This is a genomic window from Roseiflexus sp. RS-1, assembly GCF_000016665.1.
GTDB lineage: Bacteria > Chloroflexota > Chloroflexia > Chloroflexales > Roseiflexaceae > Roseiflexus.
Map to the genome: position 1 here is coordinate 3,463,921 of NC_009523.1, position 23,031 is coordinate 3,486,951.

Genomic DNA, 23,031 nt, shown 5'->3' on the forward strand with positions numbered 1-23,031 from the left:
ACACGTCTACGTCGTCTGCGCTGTTCCCATCCCATCGGCTGGCGTCAACTCGGGTTGGGTCGCTGGCTCGCTGCGGGGATGGAGCACGTGCGGCAACACTTCGTCCATATGCTCGACGAGGATGATCTCGAGATGCTGACGGGTTTCTTCCGGAATTTCCCGCAGATCGGGCGCATTTGCCTTTGGCAGCAGCACAGTATGCACGCCAGCGCGTTGCGCCGCCAGCAGTTTCTCCTTGACGCCGCCGATTGGAAGCACTTTGCCGCGCAACGTGATTTCGCCCGTCATCGCCACGTGTTTACGGGCAGGACGCTCGGTAAGCGCCGAAATCAGGGCACTTGCCATAGTAATGCCAGCCGAAGGACCATCCTTTGGTACGGCGCCTGCCGGCACGTGGATGTGAATATCGCAGATCTGGGCAAAGTCGGTCGGGATGTTCAGCGAACGCGCCCGCGAACGCGCATAGGTCAGTGCGGCGCGCGCCGACTCCTTCATCACATCGCCGAGTTGCCCGGTCAGGGTCAACTGACCGTTGCCGGGCACCACACTCGCTTCGACAAAGAGCACATCACCGCCAGTCGGCGTCCAGGCAAGCCCGGTCACCACGCCGACTTCATCCTCACCGAGCAGCGTCTCACTGCGGAAGCGCGGCGGTCCCAGCAGATCGTCGAGATCGGGAGCATCCACCTGATCTGGCAGGGATTGACCTTCCGCAGCGCGCGTCGCCATTTTGCGGTAAATGGCGCCGATCCGTCGCTCCAGGTCGCGCACGCCCGCCTCGTGGGTGTATTCGCGGATGAGCCGGCGGAGCGCCGCTTCGGTGATCGTCGGACCACGTTCCGCCAGACCCTGCTCGCTCCGCTGGCGCTGGATCAGGTAGCGACGACAGATCTCGAGTTTTTCCATTTCGGTGTAGCCTGCCAGTTCCAGCAACTCCATCCGGTCGAGCAATGCTGGCGGAATGGTGTCGGAACGGTTGGCGGTACAGATGAAGAGCACACGGCTCAGATCGAACGGCACATCCAGGTAGCGGTCAACGAATGCGGCATTCTGTTCCGGGTCAAGCACTTCGAGCAGCGCAGCCGCCGGATCGCCCTGGAAGCCGACGCTGAGTTTATCCACCTCATCGAGCATGAAGACCGGATTGTTGCTGCCAGCGCGGTTGATCCCCTGGATGATGCGCCCCGGAAGTGCGCCGATATAGGTGCGGCGGTGACCGCGGATCTCCGCCTCGTCGCGCACGCCGCCAAGCGCCACGCGCACGAATTTCCGTCCCAGCGCGCGTGCAATTGAGGCGCCCAGGCTGGTTTTCCCCACCCCCGGCGGACCAACGAAGCAGAGGATCGGACCGCGAGCGCTGCCGGTGGCATTCTGCTCCAGTCGCAGTTTGCGCACCGCCAGGTATTCGATAATCCGCTCCTTGATGCGTTCCAGGTCGTAGTGATCCTCATCGAGCACCTGACGCGCCTGCGCCAGATCGAGGTTGTCTTCCGTACTTACGTTCCACGGCAGGTCGAGCAGCCAGTCCAGGTAGGTGCGCGAAACGACATACTCGGCAGCACCGGGGGGCATGCGTTCCAGACGGGAGATTTCGCGTTCCGCTTCTTTGCGGGCTTCTTCGGGCAGGTTCGCCGCTTCCAGGCGCCGCCGCAACTCGGCAATTTCGGCAGCATGTTCATCGGTCTCGCCCAGTTCGCGCCTGATTGCCTCTAGTTGCTGGCGCAGCACATACTCGCGCTGGCTCTTCGACATTTCTTCCTGCGCCTTGCGTCCAATCGTCAGGATTTCGCGTTCACGTTCGAGGAAACTGAGCACCTGACGCAGACGATCCTGCACATCGAGCGTATCGAGCACGAGTTGCTGATCTTCCGGTTTGAGATTCAGGTTGGCAGCGATCAGGTCTGCCAGCATGCCCGGTTGTGCGGTATTGGCGGCGACGATTGCCAGTTCATCGGGAAGGGTTGGGCTGAGCTGGATGATCTGCTGGAAGGCGGCGAGCGCCGCGCGCGCCAGACCGCTCACTTCGACCGACAGCACGGCGGGATCGCGATGGATGGACATGCGCGCCTGCGGGTATGGCTCGCTGACGATCAGTTGCATAATCTGGATGCGCGCCTGCCCCTGCACCAGGATCTGCACCGCCCCGTGCGGCAACCGCAGCATGCGCACAATGAGCGCTGCCGTTCCGGTACGCGCCAGCGCCAGCGGATCGAACCCCTCGCCAGGTTGGGTGCGCATAAAGACGCCGACCATCTTGGTCGAGAGAGCGGCTTCATCCACCAGTTTGACCCACATGTCGCCGCTTACGACCAGCGGCAGGAACATGCCTGGAAAGAGCACGACGTTGTTCAGCGGCAGAACCGGCAGGATCTCCGGTATCTCCGGCGCATTCTGGGGCGGCGTTGGCGTGCTCATGGCTCACCCTCCTGACGAACGTGAATCACAATCTGTCGTGTGCCGCGCCCGGCGAAGGGGAGCCAGATTTCCAGCAACCCGTTGTTAAAGCGGGCAGTTGTCCGATCCGGATCGATTGGACGGTCGAAGGGCGCCTCGATCTGAAATGCTCCCGAAGCGATCTCCATCCGATGCAGGCGACGCAGATCGTGAGGCAACGCAATCTGCCGCACGCCTGTAATCCGCACGAATTGTGGATGCGCCTCGATCTGAACATTCGCCGGTTCGACGCCTGCCAGTTCGACAACCAACAGCATGGACTCGTCGGTCTCAAATATGTTCATTGCTGGCGACCATGGACGCATATCGAACGGCGCATACGGCATACGCGTCCGCAGGATGCGAATCGAGGCATGGGGATTATCATCGAAGATCATGCGTTCTCTCCTGATGTTTTGGGCTGCGCTATCATAGTACCACAATGTCGCTACGCTGCGTCCGTCGCGCTTATTCCCAGCGTTTCAGCCGCGCGTTGCAGTACAGCAATATGCTGATCGACGCTCGTCAGCCCCATGCCCATCGTATTGAGACAGAGATAACGGGCGCCGAGCGCACGCCAACCGTCAACATACGCCTGCCAGCGATCTTCAGCGACCGATCGTAGACTCAACTGCGACTCGATCCCGATCGTTGCCGGATCACGTCCGGCATCACGTGCATAGTCGGACAATCGCGCGATAGCGGCGCGCATGGTTTCATCCGGCGGGCGGAACGTGATCCAGCCATCGCCGATACGCGCCACGCGCTTCAGGGTTGCCTCAGCGTAGCCGCCGATCCAGATCGGAATAGTGCGACGTGGCGGCAACGGATTGATCCCGGCTGCCTCGATGGTATGCCAGCGTCCGTGAAAGGTGATAACCGTTTCCGCCCACAGAGCGCGCAGAACCGCGATCTGCTCCTCGCTGCGCGCGCCGCGATCATGGAAGTGTTGCCCCAATGCCCGATATTCGACCTCATTCCATCCGATGCCAATGCCAAGACGCAACCGCCCGCCGCTCAACACATCCACTTCCGCCGCTTGTTTGGCGACGAGCGCCGTCTGTCGCTGCGGCAGAATGATGACCCCAGTCACCAGGCCGATTGCGGCTGTGATTCCTGCCAGGTAGCCGAACAAAACAAGCGGCTCGTGGAACATCGATTCGCTGGTGTACGGTCCACTCCATCCGGGGCGCACCGACACATCCGCTCCAAGCACATGGTCATACGCGAGAATGTAGCGATAACCAAGCGCTTCGACCGCCTGCGCATACGCGCGGATTGCGCCAGGGTCGGCGCCGATCTCCGTCTGCGGAAATGTAACGCCGATTTCGAGCGGTTCGTTCATGGTCATTTGCCTCCACTGCGAGCGTATGCTATAATCCGCATCAGTATTCAAGCAGGCAGGGCGTGAGCGGGTTCGCCCTGCTCTCTTTGTGTGTACAAAGGTGAATGGCGATGTCACAGCAGATTATAGAAGAGATCGAGCGCCGCTACATGAAGCAGGACGTACCCGAGTTCGATGTCGGCGACACGGTGCGCGTCGGTGTGCGCGTCGTTGAAGGCAACCGTGAGCGCGTGCAGGAGTTCGAGGGGGTCGTCATTCGGAAGCGCGGCAGCGGGCTGAACCAGAACTTTACCGTGCGGCGCATCGCCTCGCACGGGATTGGCGTTGAGCGCACCTTCCTGGTCCATGCGCCGCGCGTCGAGAGCATCCAGGTCGTCCGCCGCGGCAAGGTGCGACGCGCGCGGCTGTTCTACCTGCGCGGGTTGACCGGCAAAGCAGCGCGGATCAAGGAGCGACGGTAAACGTCGAGAAACGGTTGACGTTCCCCATGGCAGTCGGCGCGCCAGGTTCGCTCTACGCTCGTCTGATACGTTGGGGATTTGCGCGCTTCTACCATGAATTCGCCTGGACCTACGATACCGTTGCGGCGCTGGTATCGGCGGGGCAGTGGCGCAACTGGACGTTGACGGCGCTGAAGTTTGCACGCGGCGCAACACTGGAACTCGGTTGTGGCACAGGGTATGTGCAACTGGCGCTGGCACAGTGTCATACAGGCTCACGTGTCGGACTCGACCGTTCTCCTTCCATGATCCGGCTGACCCGTCGCCGGTTGCAACGGTCTGGCTTCCCCGCATCACTTGTGCGCGCCGATGCTGGCGCGCTCCCTTTCGCTTCGGCTTCGTTCGATACGGTTCTGGCAACTTTTCCGAGCGACTATATCGCCGCCGAAACGACGATCGTCGAAATCCGGCGTGTTCTTCGTCCCGGCGGCACGGTTGCCATTGCAGTCTGGGCGCGCTTCGCCGATGACTCCCCCTACGCCCGGCTCGTCGATGTGGCCTATCGCCTGACGCTGCAACGGTCGCCGCGCAATCCCACGTCAGACGCTTCCATCGTCTTGCAACGTTTCGCCGCTCTGTTCGAGCGCGCCGGATTGGAAACGGCTTTCAGCGAAGTGCAGGCGCCCGGCGGTATCGTCCAGTATGTGATCGGTACGTATCAGAAGCATGATCCGCATCTGCCCGACAGTTGAAGAAGAACGGGCGTTGCGCGCCGCAGGATACCGCGCAATTGCGGGACTCGACGAAGCCGGTCGCGGTTGCCTGGCAGGACCGGTGGTTGCTGCGGCGGTCATCCTGCCGGATGCGGTGATCGATACACCGGACGTCCTCGATGGCGTCGCCGACTCGAAAATGTTGTCGCCGGCGCAGCGCGCAGACCTGTTCGAGCGGATCACGAGCCTCGCCGTCGCGTGGGCGGTCGGGGCAACACCAGCGCACATCATTGACAGTCACGGCATTCTGCCTGCCACACGCCTGGCGATGCAGGTCGCACTGTTGCGCCTGCCACGCCCGGCTGACGCGCTGCTGATCGACGCAGTCACCCTTGACAACTGGCCCCTGCCGCAACGTGCGCTGATCAAGGGGGATGCGCGCTGTCTGTCAATCGCGGCAGCGTCGATCATCGCCAAAGTCACCCGCGACCGATTAATGGATGCGCTGGATGCCTGCTGGCCCCAGTATGGCTTCGCGTCACACAAAGGGTACGGCACGGTGCAACATCAACAGGCGTTGCGCCGGTACGGTCCCACGCCGCACCACCGCCGAACCTTTCGCCCACTGTGCGACTGGCTGGCGACCGATGCCGCTGATGAAGGATTGGCTGATGGAACAGGGAGAAGCATCCTATGAGTCTCGAAACCACTGCCGGCAACTATGTCCGGCAACTGCAACACGCTGGATTGCGACCCGGCAGGCGTCTGGTTGATCTGATTCTTGCGAGCGGCGACGCAGCCGTCGATCCGCTGATCGACCTGGCAACCAGCATCCCGCTGCTCGACGAAAAGCCGCCGGTCGCATATGCACCGATCCATGCATTGCGCCTGCTTGGCGAACTACGTCCGCTGCGCATGGTCGAACCGTTGCTGAAGAGCACCGACGCTGCATTCGCAGGCCTGAGCCACGCGCGCGATATCTGGCAGCAAGACATGCCGCAGATGATCGGCAGATTAGGCGGTTCCGCAGTAGCGTTGCTCTGGACGTGCGTCGATGATCCCAACCGCAGTGACATCGAGCACGATATGGCGCTCCTGGCGCTGGCGTATGCAACGGTGATCGATGAGGACGTGCGCGAGCCGGTGGTTGCCGGATTGCACCAGCGACTGATGGCAGGCGATGACCGCGCGCTGAACGCCGGTATTGTGCGCGCGATGGCGTACCTCAAACTCGCCGACATGTATGGCGATGTGATGGCGCGCTACCGCGCCGGTGCGGTCGATCAGGAGAGTATGCCAGCTGCTACGGCGCGTCAGATGTTGCTTACGACAGCAACATCCAGAGTCGCTGATGATGCGAAACTCTCATTGTGGGAACGTTACGACGAGTTTGGTCCCTTCCCAGAGCCCGAAGACACAGAATATCAATAATAGCAAGGAGTACATTCACGTGCGACCCGTCGATAACCTGCACGTTCTTGCCTTTGAAGCGCTGACGCCGCCGCGCGTCCTGCGCGAGCGTTACCCGATCACCGAAGCTGCCGCCCAGACCGTCTACGAAACACGCGAGGCGATCAAGCGCATCATGCAGCGCGAAGACCGGCGCCTGCTGGCGGTCGTTGGTCCCTGTTCGATCCATGACACCGACGCCGCCCTCGACTACGCCCGTCGTCTGTTGCGCCTGGCGATCGAAATGCGCGACCGGATCGTCATCGTGATGCGCGCCTACTTCGAAAAACCACGCACGACGGTTGGGTGGCGCGGGTTGATCAACGACCCGCACCTCGACGGTTCGTTCGACATGAACGAAGGATTGCGCCGTGCGCGCGAACTGCTGCTGCACATCAATACCATGGGACTGCCCACTGCCACCGAGATGCTCGACCCGATCAGCCCGCAGTACATCACCGACCTGATCAGTATGACCGCGATCGGCGCACGCACCGTTGAGTCGCAGACCCATCGCGCACTCGCCAGCGGTCTCTCGATGCCGGTCGGCTACAAGAACAGCACCGATGGCAATGTACAGGTGGCGATCAATGCGTTTCTGGCGGCGCGCCAGGCGCATTCCTTCCTCGGCATCGATCAGGAAGGGCGCAGTTGCGTCGTGCGCACGACCGGCAACCCGGATGGGATGATCATTCTGCGCGGCAGCAGCGCCGGACCGAACTACGATGCCGAAACCGTTACGCGCACCGAACAGGCAATGAGAGCAGCCGGTCTATCACCCGCAATCATGATCGATTGCAGCCATGCCAACGCTGGCGGCGACTACCGACGCCAGCCGCAGGTATGGCGCGACGTGCTGCGCGACCATATCGCCAGCAGCAACGCTGTGATCGGCATGATGGTCGAGAGCAACCTGTACGAAGGAAAGCAACCCATTGCGGCTGATCTTACGCAATTGCGCTATGGTGTATCGGTTACCGATGCATGTGTCGGCTGGGAAACGACCGAGCGCATGCTGATCGAAGCGTATGAGGCGGTGGGGCGTTGAAGGTTGTACGTTGAAGGTTGAAGGTGCAATGTTGTACGTTGAAGGTTGAACGTTCAACGTTGCACCTTCAACGTTGGAACCTCGAACGTTTGTCCTGTCCTGCGCCGCCCCGCATAGCGCTCGATGAATCATGCATGCGCGTCGGCACACCGGCGAAAGCCTGCACCACGGCGTGTGTCAGGCGCATCGTGCACCGCACGCCTCCCCTGCGTACTCACCGGAGCATACTTCCTCAGGTCACTGTCTCCAGCTCTCAGTCTTCAGTTCCCGGTTCCCGGTTCCCGGTTCCCGGTTCCTGGTTCCCGCTTCTCGGTTCTCGGCTCCCGGTTCTCGGTTCTCGGCTCCCGGTTCTCAACAATAAGGTACTATCTCTCGCCGGGATAAAAGGCGCATTGAAATCCACATTGATGGACCGTATACTCAAGGCAGTTGTCGTCATATCCATCTTCCAGATTGCTGATAATGCTCCCTGCAACTATCTCTCACACACCAGGCATCCCGGCAATCAACAGCAGGCAGCGCCGCTTCTCTCATTGTCACGTCGTCCAACCGCATTCTGGCAGTTCCACGCACCCCTGTCAGTTGCGCACCACCAATACACAAAGCAGCGAACCAGGCGCCCGACATCGCAGCGCGACACCGGTTGGCTCTGATTCGTTTCTTGCTGATGGGGAGAACCACGATGATCGTCATCCGTCCACTGCTCATCATCTGCTTCGTCATTGCCAGCGCCATCAACATCGGCATCGCCGCGCCAATCACCGTGATCACCGATCCGCCAGCGCCTGAGCCAACCCCGGACGCACCGGCAGATGACCCGCTCACGCCTGATAGCAGGCTGGACGTAGATGGACACACCCACAGTCGCCTTGACCTCATCGGCAGAAACGTGACGCTCGACCCGCACGAAGAACCGATCGTCAGCCCGCAGAGTCAGAGCGGCGGCTGGCAGAACCTGGGAACAGGTCTGCAAGGATTGAACGGTTCCGTCTATGCCATTGCCGTGAGCGGCAGCGATGTCTACGTCGGCGGTCGGTTTACCAATGCGGGCGGCGTGAACGGCGCGAATAACCTCGCCCGCTGGGATGGCAGTCAGTGGCATGCCGTCGGCGGAACGAACGCGATTACCGGCACGGTCTACGCGATTGCCGTCAGCGGCGGCGACGTGTACATCGGCGGCAATTTCACCAATGTCGGCGGGGTTGACGGCGCCGACTACCTCGTCCGCTGGGACGGTCGCCGGTGGCATGCGGTTGGCGCCCCAGGGGCGATCAACGGACCGGTCAACGCCATTGCCGTCAGCGGCGCGAATGTCTATGTCGGCGGCGATTTCACCAACGCCGGGGGCATGCCGGGCGCAAACTATGTCGCCCGCTGGAATGGTACACAGTGGAGCGGACTGCTCAGCGGCACGTTCGGGATCAGCAACACAGTCAACACCATCGCCATCAGCGGCACGCACGTCTACGTTGGCGGCGACTTCACCGACGCCGGGGGCGTGCCGGGCGCGGACTATGTCGCCCGCTGGAATGGTACGCAGTGGAGCGGACTGCTCAGCGGCACGTTCGGGATCAGCAGCACGGTCAACACTACGGTCAACACCATCGCTATCAGTGGCACGCATATCTACGTCGGCGGCGACTTCACCGACGCCGGGGGCGTCAGCGGCGCCGATTATGTTGCCTGCGCCATTCTAAGCGGTACAACCAGCGTCACGTGGACCGATCTCCTCGATAGCACATTCGGGATCAGCGGCACAGTCAACGCCATCGCCATTAGCGGCGGCAATCTCTACGTCGGCGGCGCGTTTACGGACGCTGGGGGCGCTAGCAGCGCCGACCGCATCGCCCGATGGGATGGCAGTCGGTGGCACGCCATTGGCACAGGAGTTGACAACCATGTTCGTGCACTCGTCGTCCGTGGAACAGGCGTGTATGTTGGCGGAGACTTTCCCGGCGCCGGAGGCATGCCTGGCACAAACCATCTTGCACGCTGGGATGGCGCCCGGTGGCGCCCTGTTGGAGATGAGATCGTTATATCCTCTATCGCCGTCAGTGGAACAGATGTCTATGTCGGCGGCGCCTTCACCAGGATCGGCGGCGTCAGCGGCGCGAATAGCCTTGCCCGCTGGGACGGCAGCCAGTGGCACGCTGTCGGTCCGCCAGGGGCGATCACCGGCACAGTCTACGCCATTGCCGTCAGCGGCGGCAACGTCTACATTGGCGGTAACTTCACCAATGCCGGAGGTGTACCAGGCGCAAACGCTATCGCTCGCTGGGACGGTAGTCAGTGGCACGCTGTCGGTCCACCAGGGGCGATCACCGGCACAGTCTACGCCATTGCCGTCAGCGGCGGCAACGTCTACATTGGCGGTAACTTCACCAATGCCGGAGGTGTACCAGGCGCAAACGCTATCGCTCGCTGGGACGGCAGTCAGTGGCACGCTGTCGGTCCACCAGGGGCGATCACCGGCACAGTCTACGCTATCGCTATCAGTGGCAACGACGTCTATGTCGGCGGTCGGTTCACCAATGCGGGTGGAGTTCCCGGCGCGAATAACCTTGCCCGCTGGGACGGCGCGCAGTGGCATGCGCTCGGCGATGGAAACCAGACCCTTAACAGCATCAGCACCATTGCCATCAGTGGCAATGATGTCTATGTCGGCGGCAGTTTCTCCTCCATCGGAGGCGTATCCGATCTGGATTTCCTTGCCCGCTGGGACGGTACGCAGTGGCACGCCGTCGGCGGAACGAATGCAATCAATGACTCTGTCTACGCCATCGTCATCAGCGGCAACGATCTGTACGTCGGTGGCAACTTCATCAATGCAGGCGGGAATCCATATGCCGATTATGTCGCGCGCCTGACCCAGTTCCGCGTGTACCTGCCGTTGACCGTCCGGTGAGGCATAAGCGATAGCCGATAAGCGATAGCCGATAGCCGATAGACAATGCAGCGACCGAAATGATGGAGATTGAGCAATACATCCGGTATGCACCCTTGCCGTGGGGCTGATGGAGGTTGAGAAATAAATCCGCTATACGCCTCTTGCCGTCGGGCTAATGGACTTTGAATAAATATTCCGTTATACTAATATTCATCCGTGTCAAGCCTTTCTCAGGAGGTTGCGATGCCGGCACGCCGGACCCTTCACTTGTCCGTCGAGGAGCGGGAGGCCCTCGAAGACCTGCGCGATCACGCCCCCAAGCCCTATTTGCGCGAACGGGCGGCGGCATTACTGCTCATCGCGTCTGGCGTACCGCCTGCCGTCGTGGCCCGCGAACGCTTGCTGCGTCCGCGCCATCCGGAAACCGTCTATCTCTGGCTGAATCGCTGGGAAGCCGAGGGCATCGATAGCCTCCCCATCCGGGACGGACGCGGGCGCAAGCCCGCTTTTTCCCCCTGACCGCCATGACCCTGAGACGGCGGCTACTGAGGTAGAGCATCTGGTCCGCCGTGACCCGCGGCAGTGCGGGCTGACCCAGACGCGCTGGACCCTGGACGCCATCCGCAGCCAGTTGGCGTGGGGGCGCGACGCCTCGCTGAGCGGGATCGCCCGTATTCTGGATCGGTTGGGCATCACCTGGCAGCGCGCCCGCAGTCATGTGCATAGCCCTGATCCCCACTATCAGGCCAAACTGCAGGAGATCGCAGACGTGGTGGAGGATGCCCGCGCGCACCCCAACCAGGTGGTGACCGTGTATCTGGATGAAGTCACGGTCACCCGGCAACCGACCCTGGCCAACGGGTATGGGCGGGCGGGCGCCGATCAGGTGCGGGCGGAACGGAGTCTGGCGACCGATTGCGAACTGCGCATCGTGGGCAGTTTGGACGTTGTGACGGGCCAGGTGGTCACCCGGCGGGCGAAGACGATTGGCCTGGCGACGCTGGTGCGATTCTACCAGGATCTGCACGCTGCCTATCCTGAGGCTGAGCGCATCTATGTCATTCTGGATAATTGGCCGGTCCATTTTCATCCGGATGTCCTGGTGGCGCTTGAGCCGCAAACAACCCGCTGGGCGTTTTCCCGTCCTGGCAATTGGCCGGCCACCCCCAGTGTGCGGGCCGTGCGCCGGGCTGGAGATGTCCGCCTGCCCATCCAACTGATGCCGTTGCCGACGTATGCGTCGTGGTGTAACCCGATCGAGAAGCTGTGGCGGTGGATGCGTCAGGAGGTCACCCACCTGCATCGCTGGGCGACGGATCTCGATCAGTTGCGCAACCACCTGGATGCCTTCTTCGCGTCGTTTGCAACCGGCTCGTCAAAGCTTTTACAGTATGTCGGTCTCGGATAGCGGATTATTTATTCAAAGACCATAAGCCCTCGGCTAGGCAAGGCGAAGCCCGCCTGCGCGGGCTGTAGCGGATTATTTACTCAAAGACCATAAGCCCTCGGCTATGGAACGCAAAGCCCGCCTGCGCGGGCTCTACCGGATTATTTATTCAAAAGACCATAATTTCGGTCTACACTCCACCGGCAGCGATGACCTCGCGCGACACGGCGGATAGGAACAATGGTCAATGTATGAGAACTGCTGTAGTTTCTATCAGCTATCAGGCCATCAGCTATCGGCTATCAGGCCATCAGCTATCAGCTATCGACTATCAGCTATCAGGCTATCGGCTATCACACCACCAGCCAGCAGCCACCAGCCATGAGCTATCAGGCTATCGGCTATCAGCTATCAGCTATCAGGCTATCGCCTATCAGCTATACTTGTGGTGTGCCCGCCAGAGCGCCACGATCTGATCCGGTGCCACTCCGTCGGTCGCACCGGAACGCATCGCCGCCGCAGCCGCCAGATTGCCCGCCTGTGCCGCTTCGTCCAGCGTCGCTCCGGCGCACAGCGCAACTGCCACCGCTGCCAGCGCACTATCGTTCGCACCAACGGCATTGATCGGTCCGGTAACCGGAATCGCAGGGATATGGGTCATGCCGTCGTTATGGATCACCAGCATCCCGCGCAGACCAAGCGTGACGATCACCGGCTTCCCGGTGCGGCGGTGCAACTGCCCGGCAGCCTGCCCGACCAGCGCCAGCGGCGGATGATCACTGTCGCTGGCGTAGACGGCGCGCACACACTCACGCGCATTCGGTACGACTATCACGTTCCTGAACAGTCCGGTTCGCCAGCGCGAGTGTGCCAGAAACCAGACATCTGGATAGCGAGCCGCCAGATCGGCGATTTCCAGCCGCAGCCGCAGCGTGACCACACCACATTCGTCGTCGGGTATGCGATCAACGACAATGACTGCATGCACCTGCATCACCAGTGAGCGCAATCGCTCGATCAGCGCTGCCGTGGTGGACGGCGCCAGCGGCGAGCGCGAGCGGATGTCGAGCCGCTCCAGGTCATAGGACAGCGCTGTTGCGCTTTGATTGACTGGATGGATCGATGTTGCGGTATGTCGGTCGGCAGCAACAACCATCGCACGCTCATCGATACCCAACGCACGCAGGCTGCGCCGCAGTTCATACCCGTCGCCGTCGTCGCCGATCACACCCAGCGTGATAACCGCCGATCCAAGCGCACGCAGCACAGCAGCAACGCGCCCCGCTGCGCCAGGATCAATCGTGACCGCAACTACCTGGTGCGCAGGCAGCCCGGTCTCTTCCGAACGCTCGATGCGCGCCGGATCGATCTGCAAACGTCGGTCGAGGACAAAATCACCAACAACTAAAACCCTCGTTTGCGCCCATCGAAGCACAATGTCCTGAAGCCTGTTTTCATCCATCATCATCGATGTACCGTGAGTTCAGTATTCATGGCGGGATGGTAGCACAGATTCATTCTGACGTATAGAGGTTAACAGGGTATGACTTTCGCCCAGAATGGGAATGATTACCCTTCCAACCGCTGCATCGATATGATACACTTGTAAATAAAGCGAGATGATGCTTCTGGACCGAAAGGCGTGATTATGCTGGCTCAGGCAATGCGGCTGCTTCGAACCATCGTTGGTTGGATCTGTATCATCGGGGGCCTTCTTCTCTCGATTTCGCCGATACCTTTTGGCTTTCTTGTTGTTATTGCTGGCATCCTTCTGGTCGGCCCGCGCGATCGCGGGCTGCGCCGAATGCGCGCCTGGTGGAATCGCTCGATCCGTTCACTGGCGTCTTCGTCCATACCATTCGTGGCGGCGCTGGCGCAGCGCATTATTGCTTTTCAGACCTCAATTGAGCAACATATTCGCCAATGGATGGCGACGCGATCTCCATCGCACATAGCGCCACGCCGCGCATCTGCTGAGGAGTAAGCGATTTTAGCAGCTCCTGCGCCTGAGCCAGTACCACGCCGAGGGCCAGGTTGTGTCGCAGACATGGGTGATCCCATGTTCAACACGTTCGACTGAGAACGCAGGGAGAAAGAGGCGTTCTACCTCGCCTTTCGCAATCCAGCGCGACATCTCGCTCGATGTTCCATCGTTCAGGTGCGCAAACAACAGGTATAACCCGCCAGGTCGCGTCAATCGTATCACTTCGCTGGCATACGCCTGAAGTTCCTCTCCGCTCATACCGTGCATACAACCGACATCGAGAACCAGATCATACGCTTCGCTTAAGAAATGAAGGTTGGTGACCGGGGCGGTAAACAGGCGTACCCGATGAGCAACTCCTGCGCGACGGACTCGCTCTTCGGCGAGATCTATCGCTTCAGGCACGAAATCGACGCCATCCGCCTGCCATCCCCGCGCTGCCAGATAGACGCACGCGCGCGCTGTGCCGCATCCCAGGTCGAGCACGCGCCCTGGCGGAAGTTCCGCCGCCACAGCAATGACTTCGGGCGGCGGCAGCTCGTGGTCCCACGGAATGTCGCCATCACGGTATCGCTGTTGCAGACGTTGAAAGCGGGTCATTGGGTCGGTCATGCGCTTAATCCCTTTCGCTCATTGCTGTTGTTCCCGCATCGGAGCAGCACACTGCTTCCCTGCTATAATAGTATGGAATATATGTCACCGACTTTGCGTGCATTGTATGAATGATGAGTCTGCTCTGATTGCCGGGTTGCGTCAACGCGATCCCCAGGCGTTTGCAACCTTTTTTGAACAGTATGCCGATAGGATCTACCGTCTCGCGTATGGGATCGTCGGTAATGAGGCAGATGCCGAAGAGGCGTTGCAGTCCACATTCATCTCAGCTCTCGAAGCAATTGACCGCTTCGAACAGCATGCGCGCCTGGGCACGTGGCTTTACCGCATTGCCTACAATCACGCCCTGATGATCCTGCGCCGCCGTCGCCCCGAAGAGTCGTTGCCCGATGAAGATGGTCCCCTTCCCATGCCATCGGCGCTGACGGACTGGAGTACGCTACCGGAGGATCGCCTGTTGAGCAGCGAGGCGCAAGAGATTCTGCGGAACGCCATCGCAGAACTGCCGATCACGCTGCGCGCAGCGTTCATATGCCGTGACATCGAAGGCTTCTCGACCGCCGAGTGTGCGCAGATCATTGGTGTGAGCGAAGGTGCGCTGAAGGTGCGCCTCCATCGCGCACGCCTGGCGCTCCGCGAACGGGTGAGTGAATACTTTGGCGAATGGGTGGCATCGCCATCCTCCCGTGGAGACCATGACCATGACGTGTGAAGAAGTGATCGCCCACCTGTCAAGTTACCTCGATCACGAGATGGATGCTGCGCTGGCTGCCGAGATGCAGGAACATATTGCACAGTGTCGCAACTGCCGCGTCGTGCTCGATACCACCCAACGCCTGATAGTGCTGCTCCACGACGAAGGACGACACATCATTCCGATGGGAGAGCGCAGTGCACTCTTTGATCGCCTGCAACAGGCGTTCCTCAACCGTCCGCCTGCATCCGACTCAAACACGACCGTGTAACGCCCATTGCTGTGATTGCATCTGAACGATGAAAGCAATACCATGCCCGGACTGACCATCGATCTGACGATCTACGACGATGAAGAAGCATTGCTTGCCGGGTTGCGCCGCCGTGAGCCTGATGCATGCGCCTGCCTGATCAAACGCTTTGCGCCGCTGGTCTATGCCCAGGCGCTGCGGTTGCTCGGCGACGCCGACGAAGCGGAAGGGGCGCTGCAACAGACATTTATCAAAGCGTGCGACAAACTCGATACGTATGAAGGACGCAGCGGATTGGGAAGCTGGCTCTACCGCATCGCAACCAACGAAGCGCTCATGCTGCTGCGCCAGCGGTCGCCGCGCGTGGCTATCGATCATGTCGCCGATACGATCCAGGCGGACGAGATACCGCAACATCTAACGCCGTGGACGCTCGACCCGGCAGCTGCAGCGCTGAACAGTGAACTGCGCGCTACCCTGGAACAGGCGCTGATGACGCTCCCCGAAACGCTGCGCATTGTCTTCGTTCTGCGGGACCTCCAGGGTTTGAGCACTGAAGAGACTGCGGCGATGCTCGGTCTGGGCGAAAGTGCGGTAAAAGTCCGTTTGCACCGCGCGCGGTTGCGTCTGCGGGAATTGCTTTCCACATATATGCAGGAACACTGAGCGCCAGCAACCCCGGCGCCTGGAGGTCTCCCATGGACACTCCTCATCATCGGCACGACGATCTGGATCGTTGCCGCGCCATTCTGGCGCAACTGAACGACTATCTCGATGGCGAACTCGCCGAGTCGCTCTGCCGCGAACTGGAATACCACCTCGCCAGTTGCCCTGACTGTCGGACGGTGTATGATACCCTGAGTCGCACCATTCATATCTATCGCGCTTTGCGTGATGAACCGCTCGATCTACCGCCAGGGGTCGAAGCACGCTTGATGGCGCGTATCACGCTCACATTGCAGGAGAAAACCCATGATCCGTGATATCGAATCATTCCGGGCGTCATTACAGGGGGATGCGCCGCCGCCCGATCTGAGCGGTGCGTTGAAGGCGCTCTGGTACGATGCGCGCGGCGACTGGAACGCCGCGCACCGCGCAGCGCAGGACGACGATAGTCTCGACGGCGCCTGGGTGCATGCCTATCTGCATCGCAAGGAAGGCGACCTCGCCAATGCTGGCTACTGGTATCGCCAGGCAGGCAGACCGGTCGCCTCCGGTTCGCTCGATGCCGAGTGGCTTCAGATTGCGCGCGTGTTGCTGCTCTCGGAGGAGTGATCGGCAACTCCTCCCCTCTCGCCTCGCGCCGCCGCCCCCGCTGCCGGTCTGGGCGCAGCGCCGCTGCGCCCCTACGTTGCCCCTCGCCTCATCCCCTCGCGCCTCGCGCCTCTTGCCCCTCGCCTCATCCCCTCGCGCGTCGCCCCTCTCCCCGAACCCTTGAGGTTGGGCGGAGTCACCCGGCGCAGGCGCACATGTCCGATGCACCCCTACACGTTGTCGTCCGACGTTCAACGTGCAACGTTCAACCTTCAACCCCTCTCACCTCTCGCCCCTCCCCCCTCGCGCCTCTCGCCTCGCCACCCCTCGCCTCGCGCCGCTAACCTAGAAATACCTGCTCAGATTCTCGAAAATCTGACCAATATCGCCGGTGTCGCCCTGCACCACGATGGTGCGCGAGAATGTCGCAATCTGCTCCAGCGCTGCAAGATCCGCATCCGATCCGTAAGCCACAGGGAAAATGCTGATGCCAGTCTCGTCGAATGCCAGCCGGACCTGGTCGAGTGTCGTGCGACTGGCATTGTCAAGTCCGTCTGAAAGTAGCACGATTGCGCGAATCCGTTCTTCATCAGGTGGCGGCAGGTCGTCGAAAACCTGTTTGCCAGTGATCAGGGCATCGTACAGTGCCGTTTTGCCGCGCGCGTTCAATTGCGCAATGGCGTCGTCGAGCGCAATGCGCGCCTCGCTCAACGGAGCAGGCGGCACAACAACACGTGCATCTGTCGAAAAGACGATCAACCCAACCCGATCTTCTGGAAGAATGCGGCTCAGGAAGGTTCCAAGCCCGGATTTTGCCGCCTCCAATTTTTCGCCCTCCATTGAACCGGAGACATCGACCACCAGCAGGATGTCGGCTCGTTTGCGGTTGATCGACCAGGCATTCTTGGCAGCAACGATCACTTCAGCTGGCGGTGTCGGCAACACGCTCTGCACCCCTTGCGGCTGAACGCCATACGCCAGACTGATCGGGTCTGCCAGCGGCACATCGACATTTGCCGGGCGGAAGCCGTAGCTCATCGCCAGTTGCTGGCTCTCGACCGATAGCAGAAAGTCGTAGAAGCGCTCTGCCGCCTGGCGCTCCTGCGGCGATGCGGTTGCCATGATGATGAACGGATTATCGTGCCAGAAGGTGCCTTCACGTGGATAGATCGCAACCAGCGGCGTCGGCGGGTTTTTGTTCTTGTTGAAGTCGATCAGGGTGATTTCTTCCATCGGAAACGCCGAGATGTATCCCATCCCGAATTTCCGCATATTTTCGCTGAAGACCAGCGTATTGTAGCCGTAGTGCTTGATCCCTTTGCCCAGTTTACGAATAAACTCCTGACTCTCCGGTCGCTGAATATCCGCCACCGTCAGGTCGCGTTGTTTGCCGGTTGCAGCGTAGAACTCCGCCAGCAACGTCGAGAGCGCCGTCGTGCTGATCTCCGGGTCGGTGTGTCCCCAACTGAAGCGCCCCCACTCCGGGTGACCATACGCCCCCCATCCGCGCGGATCCTCGATCAGCGTCAGCATGTCTGACCAGCCGATCGACTTCTCGGGCCAACCCATTGCCTCCGCCATTGGACGCCACATCGAGATCACCACCGGCGTCAACACCAGGGGCTGGTTCGATACGGCAACATTCGGATTGCCACTCTCGTATTTCAACACTTCCAGCCAGGTTGAAGCGGACGGCGACCAGATGGTGGTTTTCAATTGTCCATTCCTGATCTCGGTACGCGCAGCGCCGCTCGATTTGTTGATCCCCTCGACCACGATCGGTTGCCCATCGACCTGCTCACGTGCACGGTTGAACGCAGCAATGCGATCCTTCAGCCACTCGTCTTTTTCAGGACTGTAGGTGATGGTGATGGTGATGGCGTTGGCTGGAACGCCACCTCCGTCCGTTGGATTGCCGCAGCCTGAAATGACCAATCCAGCAATGAGCAGGAGAAGCAGTGATATGTTGTTGCGCATAATGTACTCCTGACGCAGATCCTCACCCGTCGGTCCCGTCGCGGCTGCGCAATCGCCGCAGTTCCGCTTCCAGGTCGCGCAACCGCGCCGCGAGCGCCGCGCGCTCCTCCGCCTCCCGATGCGCGCGTATTTCGGCTTCCCGGCGCGCGCGCGCTTCCGCTTCCCGCTGCGCGCGTTCCGCCTCGCGCTGCGCGTGTCCTTCGGCCTCCCGCCGCGCCTGCGCCTCCCGCTGCGCGCGTTCTGCCGCTTCCGCCGCCTGCCGCACTACCGTCGCATACTCGCCGAACGCCGCACCCCGCTCGTCGTAGCAGACCACGTGGTCGCCCTCCACCCCCAGCCACAGATTGGCGATGACCAGATGCACTCGCCGTGCGGCATCTGGCGCGTGCAGGCGGTACGCCCCCGCCTCCAACCGGTAGTCGAGCAGGCGTAGACGCCGCTTTCCCCCCCGTCGCCTGGCGTCGTCCACAATCACATACTGCGCCACCCCCGCCCGCGCATAATGGTCAACCTTGATCTCCAGATCGTTCGCGCGCGTCTCCGGCGAGGTGATTGCGATGATCAGCGCCGGACGCGCCCCCTCGACCGCCACGTCGAAGGTGCTCCAATCCTGCCGCTCCGCCACGCCGGGGATGACCATCACATCCGGTCCGTGCGGACGCAGGTCGGGAATATCCCACGCGATGCGCACATCGCTGAGGACGATGGCGACGCCAGCGGACTCAAGGCGCGCGCGCAGCACGGCGGTCAGGTACATCCGGTCGGTCTCGTGGCGGTCGCTATGCACGATGAAGTCTCCGGTTTCAGGGTGCAGGACGTCCTCCAGCGTGAGCGGAACCTGTTCCAGGTTGTAGGGGTCGTCGGGGGTGGGGCGCGGCACGAGACGCCAGCCGTAGCGGAACGGATCGGTTTCGGGCGGCGTGTCCGGCGCCGGGGGGCGATGGGCGGTCGTCCGGGTCATGAACCATGCCTCCTGGGAAGATGAGCGAGTTGCGCGAGTCTGGCGTTGCCGACCACTCTAGCGAAGCGCAGCATACGTGTTCACATTCTCCTGGGAGCGAGGGCATCTTGCCCTCGTAGACGCGACGAGGGCGGAACACCCTCGCCTTATGGAGATTGAGAATTTAATCCGGTATGCGCCTCTTGCCGTCGGGCTGATGGAGATTGAGAATTTAATCCGCTATACCGGACTAGCCGTCAGGCTGAAGCCCTCGGCCAGGCAAGGCGAAGCCCGCCTGCGCGGGCTATAGCGGAATAATTACTCAAAGACCATCAGGCGCGTGTATTACCTCGGGTGTGAACAGTTACGAATACCCTTCTATTGTACCACCTCTGGCGAGGGAACACGGGCAATGGAACGTGCAGGGGCGCGCCGGAACGCCTGCCCGGCTTCGCGCTGTGCGCCGTGCGCCTCATCCTACATCGCACCGCTCCGCGCCAGCGCAGTGTCGAGCACCGCCTGGAATGCGTCCATGTCGGATTTGAGATCTGCCAGGCGTCGCGCCACCTGACTGGTCGTACTGTCGGCGCTGGCAGCATCGGCGGTGCGCAGCCGCACTGTTTCTGCCAGGACATTATCGAGGCTGGCGCTGATGTTCTGCAACTGTGCGCTAATGCGACCGATATAGGTGTCAAGGTCGCGCACATTCTGGATTTTTTCCAGTCGCGCCTGGCGCGTTTCTTCGAGTTGCGACCGGGTGTACGGGTCCTGTGTCGATTGCATTTGCCGGTCGATAGCGGCGACCTCCTGCTCAAGCTTGCGCCGGTCGACCGACGCCAGGTAGCGTTCGATGATCTGTCCCTTGTCCGCCAGGATGTACGCCTCTTCGACCAGTTCGCGCCCCTGTTCGGCGATCGGGAGCAGCAGGCGCGCCAGCGGACCGCCGGATTGGGCAGCGCTGCGGGTGATCTCCTGGTGGGTGCGTTCAATAGCTTCGATCTGCGCGCGAAATGTGGGACTGGTGAGACGCGGACGCGGCGCTGGCGGCGGACGACGCGCGGCATCGATCAGCACCGGGTCGCGCATGCCGAAGAAGACCATCAGGGCATACGCCAGCAGTCCGAGCGGGAACAACCAGTCTGCAATGGTCAACCCGGCAATGATTGCGACTACCAGCACGACGATCGCCAGCGGTTGGCGCGCCGCAAGGAGTGGAAGGGTCATAGAGTTCATAGGTGCACCCTCAATACGTTGTGTCTGTGAGGCTGATGAAGATCAAGAATATAAACCGGTATTCGTTCTTGCCGTGAGGCTGATGGAGATTGAGAACTTAATCCGATATACCGCACTAGCCGTGGGGCTGAAGCCCTCGGCTACCCAGGGCAAAGCCCGCCTGCGCGGGCTATACCGGAGTAATCGTTCAAAGACCATAAGCCCTCGGCTATCCAGGGCGAAGCCCGCCTGCGCGGGCGAGAGCGGATTATGTATTCAAAGACCATAAGCCCTCGGCTATCCAGGGCGAAACCCGCCTGCGCGGGCTAGAATGGCGGATTATTGCTTCAAAGACCATCAGCCCTCCCTAAGCGCATGGAAAGCCCCTGCGGGGCTGGCGTGTCCGTCACCCTTCCCTCTGCCGAGGGGCGCCGGGTTGATCCAGCCCGCAGGGCTTGCCCGACCTCAGCCAGGGCTTATGGAGATTGAGAATATAATCCAGTATGCGCCTTTTGCCGTCGGGCTAAAGCCCTCGGCTATCCAGGGCGAAGCCCGCCTGCGCGGGCTATGGCGGATTATTTGTTCAAAGACCATCAGCCCGCCGGAGACGTACATCCCCACCCGTGCCGATCCATCGTATCCGCGTCGATCCGTGTTCTATTCACGGAGTCAGAAGAACGTTGCGATGTCCTGGTAAACACGTTCAATGCTGCCGCGTTCTCCCGGTTTGCCGACATAACTCTTCGCCCCGGTCGCTTCGGCGATTTCCTTCAGCAAGTTTACATCAGCATCGCCGCCGAACGCAACGGTGAAGACTTTGATACTGTATCCCTCCCGGTCCTGCCTGAGCAGATTGAGCACGTCTTGCGCATTACGCTGGCTCTTGTTGTCCAGCCCGTCGGTCAACACCACAACTGCGCGGATGCGTTGACCGGGCGGTGTGGCGCTCATTTCCTGGTACGCTTCGACGGTTGTATCGAGCAGACGCGTGCCGCCGCGCGGCGTGAGTCCCGCGATGCGATTAAGGATTTCGGCGCGCTTGGGACCGATGGGAGAGACTGGTGTGAGAACGGTTGCACTGTCACTGAAGATGGTCAACCCGAACCCGTCGTCGTCCTGCAACTGCTCGATGAAAATGCGCAGCGCTGTTTTTGCCTGTTCCAGGCGCGCTTCATCTGCCATGCTGCCGGACACATCCAGGACGGCCATCACATCGACCCGTTTTTTGTTTTCCACCCAGATGCTGCGAATGGCGGCCAGCACATCAGGGCGCGGCACATCGAGCAACGTCTGAGGTTGCTGCGGATCGACGCCGTTTTCCGCAACAATCGGCGCTCCTACCGGCACATCGGTGCTGGCGGGGCGAAAGCCGTAACTCAGCGCCCGTTCCTGCTGTGGGCGATCAAGCAGATAGCGCAGGAACACATCCGCCGCCTCGCGCTGTTCGGCGCTGACCCAGGGCGCATTCAGCACAGCATACGGGTGATCGCTCCAGAAGGTGCCCTCCTTCGGGTAAATGGCGACAACCGGCTGCGAAACGGCGGGGTAGCGGTCGCGGTTGTAGGACTCGATCACCAGGTTCTCGTACAACACGGCGGCTGAGAGATACCCCGGTCCGCGGTTGAACATCTGGTCGGCGAAGAAACCGGTGCTTTCACCGTAGTGGATGATGCCGCTCTCAATATTCTGCATGAACTGGGCGACCTGGGGATTCTGCACATCGGCGACGGTCAATCCGCGCGTTTTGCCGGCTGCCGCATAACTGATGGCAATAATCGCTGCAACACCGCTGTTGGAGTAATCAGGGTGGGTGTGACCGAACTGGATCGGACCCCACTCCGGTCTGCCAAAGTCCGCCCAGGTTTTGCCGCTCGCCGACAGTTCGGCGAGGTCGCTCCAGCCAAGTGGTTTGTTGGGCCAGCCAAGCACTTCGGCCATCGGCTTCCACATAGCGATGACAACCGGGCTGAGCACCAGGAGCGGCGCATTTTCATCGACCAGCGTGGCGCCGTTGTTCCGTTTGCCCCACTCATCGTTGGCGACCGGCAGCAGAATCCGGCTCGCCGGACTCCAGATGGTCGGCTGAATCGTGCCGTTCAGAATCTGGTTCATCGAGTCGGTCGAACCCATTGGCGTCGCAGTGACGCGGATGGTGGCGCCGCTCGCAATTTTCTGACCGGCGGCGTTGAACTGCCCGACCGCCTCTTCCAACCAGGCGCGCTTCTCGCTGCCGTAGGCAATGCTGATCTCGATCGTATTTGCGCCCGGAGCGATACCAATCCCGTTTCCGCCGCACGCTGTCAGCGCCGGCGCCACCAGAACCAGGATCAGAAGCCATCGGAGTATGTGTGGCATAGATCAACAACTCCTTATGTTAATCACTACACCTGGCAACTCGTTCGGGAA

At 61.0% G+C, this 23,031-nt stretch carries 23 protein-coding genes; 14 read left to right on the top strand and 9 right to left on the bottom strand.

The genetic code is table 11. The features are described from left to right. Positions 1–6 precede the first annotated feature (6 nt). The 3 genes from lon to ROSERS_RS14315 are packed head-to-tail and all read right to left on the bottom strand — an operon-like array spanning position 7 to position 3,778. Positions 7–2,415, bottom strand: a complete 2,409-nt coding sequence (gene lon / locus ROSERS_RS14305; protein ID WP_011957493.1) for an endopeptidase La — start codon at positions 2,413–2,415, stop codon at positions 7–9. Continuing rightward, positions 2,412–2,831 carry an Hsp20/alpha crystallin family protein gene (locus ROSERS_RS14310; protein WP_011957494.1) on the bottom strand — a complete coding sequence of 140 codons (420 nt, stop codon included), beginning with the start codon at positions 2,829–2,831 and terminating at the stop codon, positions 2,412–2,414. Before ROSERS_RS14310 ends, lon begins: the two co-directional genes overlap by 4 nt. 50 nt (positions 2,832–2,881) lie before the next feature. Further along, positions 2,882–3,778 carry an LLM class F420-dependent oxidoreductase gene (locus tag ROSERS_RS14315; protein ID WP_011957495.1) on the bottom strand — a complete coding sequence of 299 codons (897 nt, stop codon included), beginning with the start codon at positions 3,776–3,778 and terminating at the stop codon, positions 2,882–2,884. 110 nt (positions 3,779–3,888) lie between these two features. On the opposite strand from ROSERS_RS14315, the gene rplS reads away from it, so the two are divergent. From rplS to ROSERS_RS24240, 9 genes are all read left to right on the top strand, one after another. After that, positions 3,889–4,239: a 50S ribosomal protein L19 gene (rplS, locus tag ROSERS_RS14320; RefSeq protein ID WP_011957496.1), complete on the top strand. Its 351-nt coding sequence runs from the start codon at positions 3,889–3,891 to the stop codon at positions 4,237–4,239. 14 nt (positions 4,240–4,253) lie between these two features. After that, positions 4,254–4,970, top strand: coding sequence for a class I SAM-dependent methyltransferase (locus ROSERS_RS14325; RefSeq protein ID WP_232282618.1), 717 nt, complete (start codon positions 4,254–4,256; stop codon positions 4,968–4,970). Next, positions 4,954–5,628 (top strand): ribonuclease HII, encoded by a 675-nt coding sequence (locus tag ROSERS_RS14330; protein ID WP_049767600.1) that lies wholly within the window; start codon positions 4,954–4,956, stop codon positions 5,626–5,628. Before ROSERS_RS14325 ends, ROSERS_RS14330 begins: the two co-directional genes overlap by 17 nt. Then, a complete protein-coding gene (locus tag ROSERS_RS14335) occupies positions 5,625–6,362 on the top strand; it encodes a hypothetical protein (protein ID WP_011957499.1) in 738 nt (245 codons plus the stop codon). The genes ROSERS_RS14330 and ROSERS_RS14335 overlap by 4 nt, the downstream gene beginning before the upstream one ends. 19 nt (positions 6,363–6,381) lie before the next feature. Continuing rightward, the gene (locus ROSERS_RS14340) at positions 6,382–7,428 is read left to right on the top strand and encodes a 3-deoxy-7-phosphoheptulonate synthase (RefSeq protein ID WP_011957500.1); all 1,047 of its coding nucleotides are present in this window, start codon (positions 6,382–6,384) and stop codon (positions 7,426–7,428) included. 407 nt (positions 7,429–7,835) lie between these two features. Beyond that, positions 7,836–8,081, top strand: coding sequence for a hypothetical protein (locus tag ROSERS_RS26090; protein ID WP_157041091.1), 246 nt, complete (start codon positions 7,836–7,838; stop codon positions 8,079–8,081). 29 nt (positions 8,082–8,110) lie between these two features. Then, complete coding sequence (locus tag ROSERS_RS14345) at positions 8,111–10,333, top strand: hypothetical protein (RefSeq protein WP_011957501.1); 2,223 nt, start codon at positions 8,111–8,113, stop codon at positions 10,331–10,333. Positions 10,334–10,558: 225 nt separating this feature from the next. After that, positions 10,559–10,834 carry a helix-turn-helix domain-containing protein gene (locus ROSERS_RS26865; RefSeq protein ID WP_049767522.1) on the top strand — a complete coding sequence of 92 codons (276 nt, stop codon included), beginning with the start codon at positions 10,559–10,561 and terminating at the stop codon, positions 10,832–10,834. 40 nt (positions 10,835–10,874) lie between these two features. Then, positions 10,875–11,723 carry an IS630 family transposase gene (locus tag ROSERS_RS24240; RefSeq protein WP_232282849.1) on the top strand — a complete coding sequence of 283 codons (849 nt, stop codon included), beginning with the start codon at positions 10,875–10,877 and terminating at the stop codon, positions 11,721–11,723. Positions 11,724–12,135: 412 nt separating this feature from the next. Here ROSERS_RS24240 and ROSERS_RS14355 read toward each other — a convergent pair whose 3' ends face one another. Both ROSERS_RS14355 and ROSERS_RS14365 read right to left on the bottom strand, forming a co-directional pair. Beyond that, positions 12,136–13,170 (bottom strand): bifunctional heptose 7-phosphate kinase/heptose 1-phosphate adenyltransferase, encoded by a 1,035-nt coding sequence (locus ROSERS_RS14355; RefSeq protein WP_232282619.1) that lies wholly within the window; start codon positions 13,168–13,170, stop codon positions 12,136–12,138. A 522-nt stretch (positions 13,171–13,692) separates the two neighbouring features. Continuing rightward, positions 13,693–14,298, bottom strand: a complete 606-nt coding sequence (locus tag ROSERS_RS14365) for an SAM-dependent methyltransferase (RefSeq protein ID WP_011957505.1) — start codon at positions 14,296–14,298, stop codon at positions 13,693–13,695. Positions 14,299–14,404: 106 nt separating this feature from the next. Between ROSERS_RS14365 and ROSERS_RS14370 the strand changes: the two genes are divergently transcribed. Genes ROSERS_RS14370 through ROSERS_RS14390 form a run of 5 tightly spaced genes read left to right on the top strand, consistent with a single transcriptional unit; the run spans position 14,405 to position 16,517 of the window. Continuing rightward, on the top strand, positions 14,405–15,010 hold the full coding sequence (locus tag ROSERS_RS14370) for an RNA polymerase sigma factor (RefSeq protein ID WP_011957506.1): 606 nt from the start codon (positions 14,405–14,407) through the stop codon (positions 15,008–15,010). Beyond that, on the top strand, positions 15,000–15,263 hold the full coding sequence (locus ROSERS_RS14375) for an anti-sigma factor family protein (protein WP_011957507.1): 264 nt from the start codon (positions 15,000–15,002) through the stop codon (positions 15,261–15,263). Before ROSERS_RS14370 ends, ROSERS_RS14375 begins: the two co-directional genes overlap by 11 nt. A gap of 42 nt (positions 15,264–15,305) precedes the next feature. Further along, positions 15,306–15,908: a sigma-70 family RNA polymerase sigma factor gene (locus ROSERS_RS14380; RefSeq protein ID WP_011957508.1), complete on the top strand. Its 603-nt coding sequence runs from the start codon at positions 15,306–15,308 to the stop codon at positions 15,906–15,908. 32 nt (positions 15,909–15,940) lie between these two features. Continuing rightward, positions 15,941–16,225, top strand: a complete 285-nt coding sequence (locus ROSERS_RS14385) for an anti-sigma factor family protein (protein WP_011957509.1) — start codon at positions 15,941–15,943, stop codon at positions 16,223–16,225. Beyond that, positions 16,215–16,517: a hypothetical protein gene (locus ROSERS_RS14390; protein ID WP_011957510.1), complete on the top strand. Its 303-nt coding sequence runs from the start codon at positions 16,215–16,217 to the stop codon at positions 16,515–16,517. The genes ROSERS_RS14385 and ROSERS_RS14390 overlap by 11 nt, the downstream gene beginning before the upstream one ends. 324 nt (positions 16,518–16,841) lie before the next feature. On the opposite strand, the gene ROSERS_RS14395 is transcribed toward ROSERS_RS14390, so the two are convergent. The 4 genes from ROSERS_RS14395 to ROSERS_RS14410 all read right to left on the bottom strand — a co-directional run bounded on the left by ROSERS_RS14395 (position 16,842) and on the right by ROSERS_RS14410 (position 22,980). After that, positions 16,842–18,473: a VWA domain-containing protein gene (locus ROSERS_RS14395; protein WP_011957511.1), complete on the bottom strand. Its 1,632-nt coding sequence runs from the start codon at positions 18,471–18,473 to the stop codon at positions 16,842–16,844. Between the two features lie 22 nt (positions 18,474–18,495). Continuing rightward, on the bottom strand, positions 18,496–19,434 hold the full coding sequence (locus ROSERS_RS14400; protein WP_011957512.1) for a Uma2 family endonuclease: 939 nt from the start codon (positions 19,432–19,434) through the stop codon (positions 18,496–18,498). A 456-nt stretch (positions 19,435–19,890) separates the two neighbouring features. After that, on the bottom strand, positions 19,891–20,646 hold the full coding sequence (locus ROSERS_RS14405; RefSeq protein ID WP_011957513.1) for a hypothetical protein: 756 nt from the start codon (positions 20,644–20,646) through the stop codon (positions 19,891–19,893). Between the two features lie 648 nt (positions 20,647–21,294). Further along, positions 21,295–22,980, bottom strand: coding sequence for a vWA domain-containing protein (locus ROSERS_RS14410; RefSeq protein WP_011957514.1), 1,686 nt, complete (start codon positions 22,978–22,980; stop codon positions 21,295–21,297). Between the last annotated feature and the right edge of the window lie 51 nt (positions 22,981–23,031).

Excerpts from the sequence above, each read along its gene's own strand:
- lon (WP_011957493.1), bottom strand. The coding sequence starts at position 2,415 with ATGAGCACGCCAACGCCGCCCCAGAATGCGCCGGAGATACCGGAGATC.
- ROSERS_RS14310 (WP_011957494.1), bottom strand. The coding sequence starts at position 2,831 with ATGATCTTCGATGATAATCCCCATGCCTCGATTCGCATCCTGCGGACG.
- ROSERS_RS14315 (WP_011957495.1), bottom strand. The coding sequence starts at position 3,778 with ATGAACGAACCGCTCGAAATCGGCGTTACATTTCCGCAGACGGAGATC.
- rplS (WP_011957496.1), top strand. The coding sequence starts at position 3,889 with ATGTCACAGCAGATTATAGAAGAGATCGAGCGCCGCTACATGAAGCAG.
- ROSERS_RS14335 (WP_011957499.1), top strand. The coding sequence starts at position 5,625 with ATGAGTCTCGAAACCACTGCCGGCAACTATGTCCGGCAACTGCAACAC.
- ROSERS_RS26090 (WP_157041091.1), top strand. The coding sequence starts at position 7,836 with ATGGACCGTATACTCAAGGCAGTTGTCGTCATATCCATCTTCCAGATT.
- ROSERS_RS14345 (WP_011957501.1), top strand. The coding sequence starts at position 8,111 with ATGATCGTCATCCGTCCACTGCTCATCATCTGCTTCGTCATTGCCAGC.
- ROSERS_RS26865 (WP_049767522.1), top strand. The coding sequence starts at position 10,559 with ATGCCGGCACGCCGGACCCTTCACTTGTCCGTCGAGGAGCGGGAGGCC.
- ROSERS_RS14355 (WP_232282619.1), bottom strand. The coding sequence starts at position 13,170 with ATGATGATGGATGAAAACAGGCTTCAGGACATTGTGCTTCGATGGGCG.
- ROSERS_RS14365 (WP_011957505.1), bottom strand. The coding sequence starts at position 14,298 with ATGACCGACCCAATGACCCGCTTTCAACGTCTGCAACAGCGATACCGT.
- ROSERS_RS14370 (WP_011957506.1), top strand. The coding sequence starts at position 14,405 with ATGAATGATGAGTCTGCTCTGATTGCCGGGTTGCGTCAACGCGATCCC.
- ROSERS_RS14375 (WP_011957507.1), top strand. The coding sequence starts at position 15,000 with ATGACGTGTGAAGAAGTGATCGCCCACCTGTCAAGTTACCTCGATCAC.
- ROSERS_RS14380 (WP_011957508.1), top strand. The coding sequence starts at position 15,306 with ATGCCCGGACTGACCATCGATCTGACGATCTACGACGATGAAGAAGCA.
- ROSERS_RS14385 (WP_011957509.1), top strand. The coding sequence starts at position 15,941 with ATGGACACTCCTCATCATCGGCACGACGATCTGGATCGTTGCCGCGCC.
- ROSERS_RS14390 (WP_011957510.1), top strand. The coding sequence starts at position 16,215 with ATGATCCGTGATATCGAATCATTCCGGGCGTCATTACAGGGGGATGCG.
- ROSERS_RS14395 (WP_011957511.1), bottom strand. The coding sequence starts at position 18,473 with ATGCGCAACAACATATCACTGCTTCTCCTGCTCATTGCTGGATTGGTC.
- ROSERS_RS14400 (WP_011957512.1), bottom strand. The coding sequence starts at position 19,434 with ATGACCCGGACGACCGCCCATCGCCCCCCGGCGCCGGACACGCCGCCC.
- ROSERS_RS14405 (WP_011957513.1), bottom strand. The coding sequence starts at position 20,646 with ATGAACTCTATGACCCTTCCACTCCTTGCGGCGCGCCAACCGCTGGCG.
- ROSERS_RS14410 (WP_011957514.1), bottom strand. The coding sequence starts at position 22,980 with ATGCCACACATACTCCGATGGCTTCTGATCCTGGTTCTGGTGGCGCCG.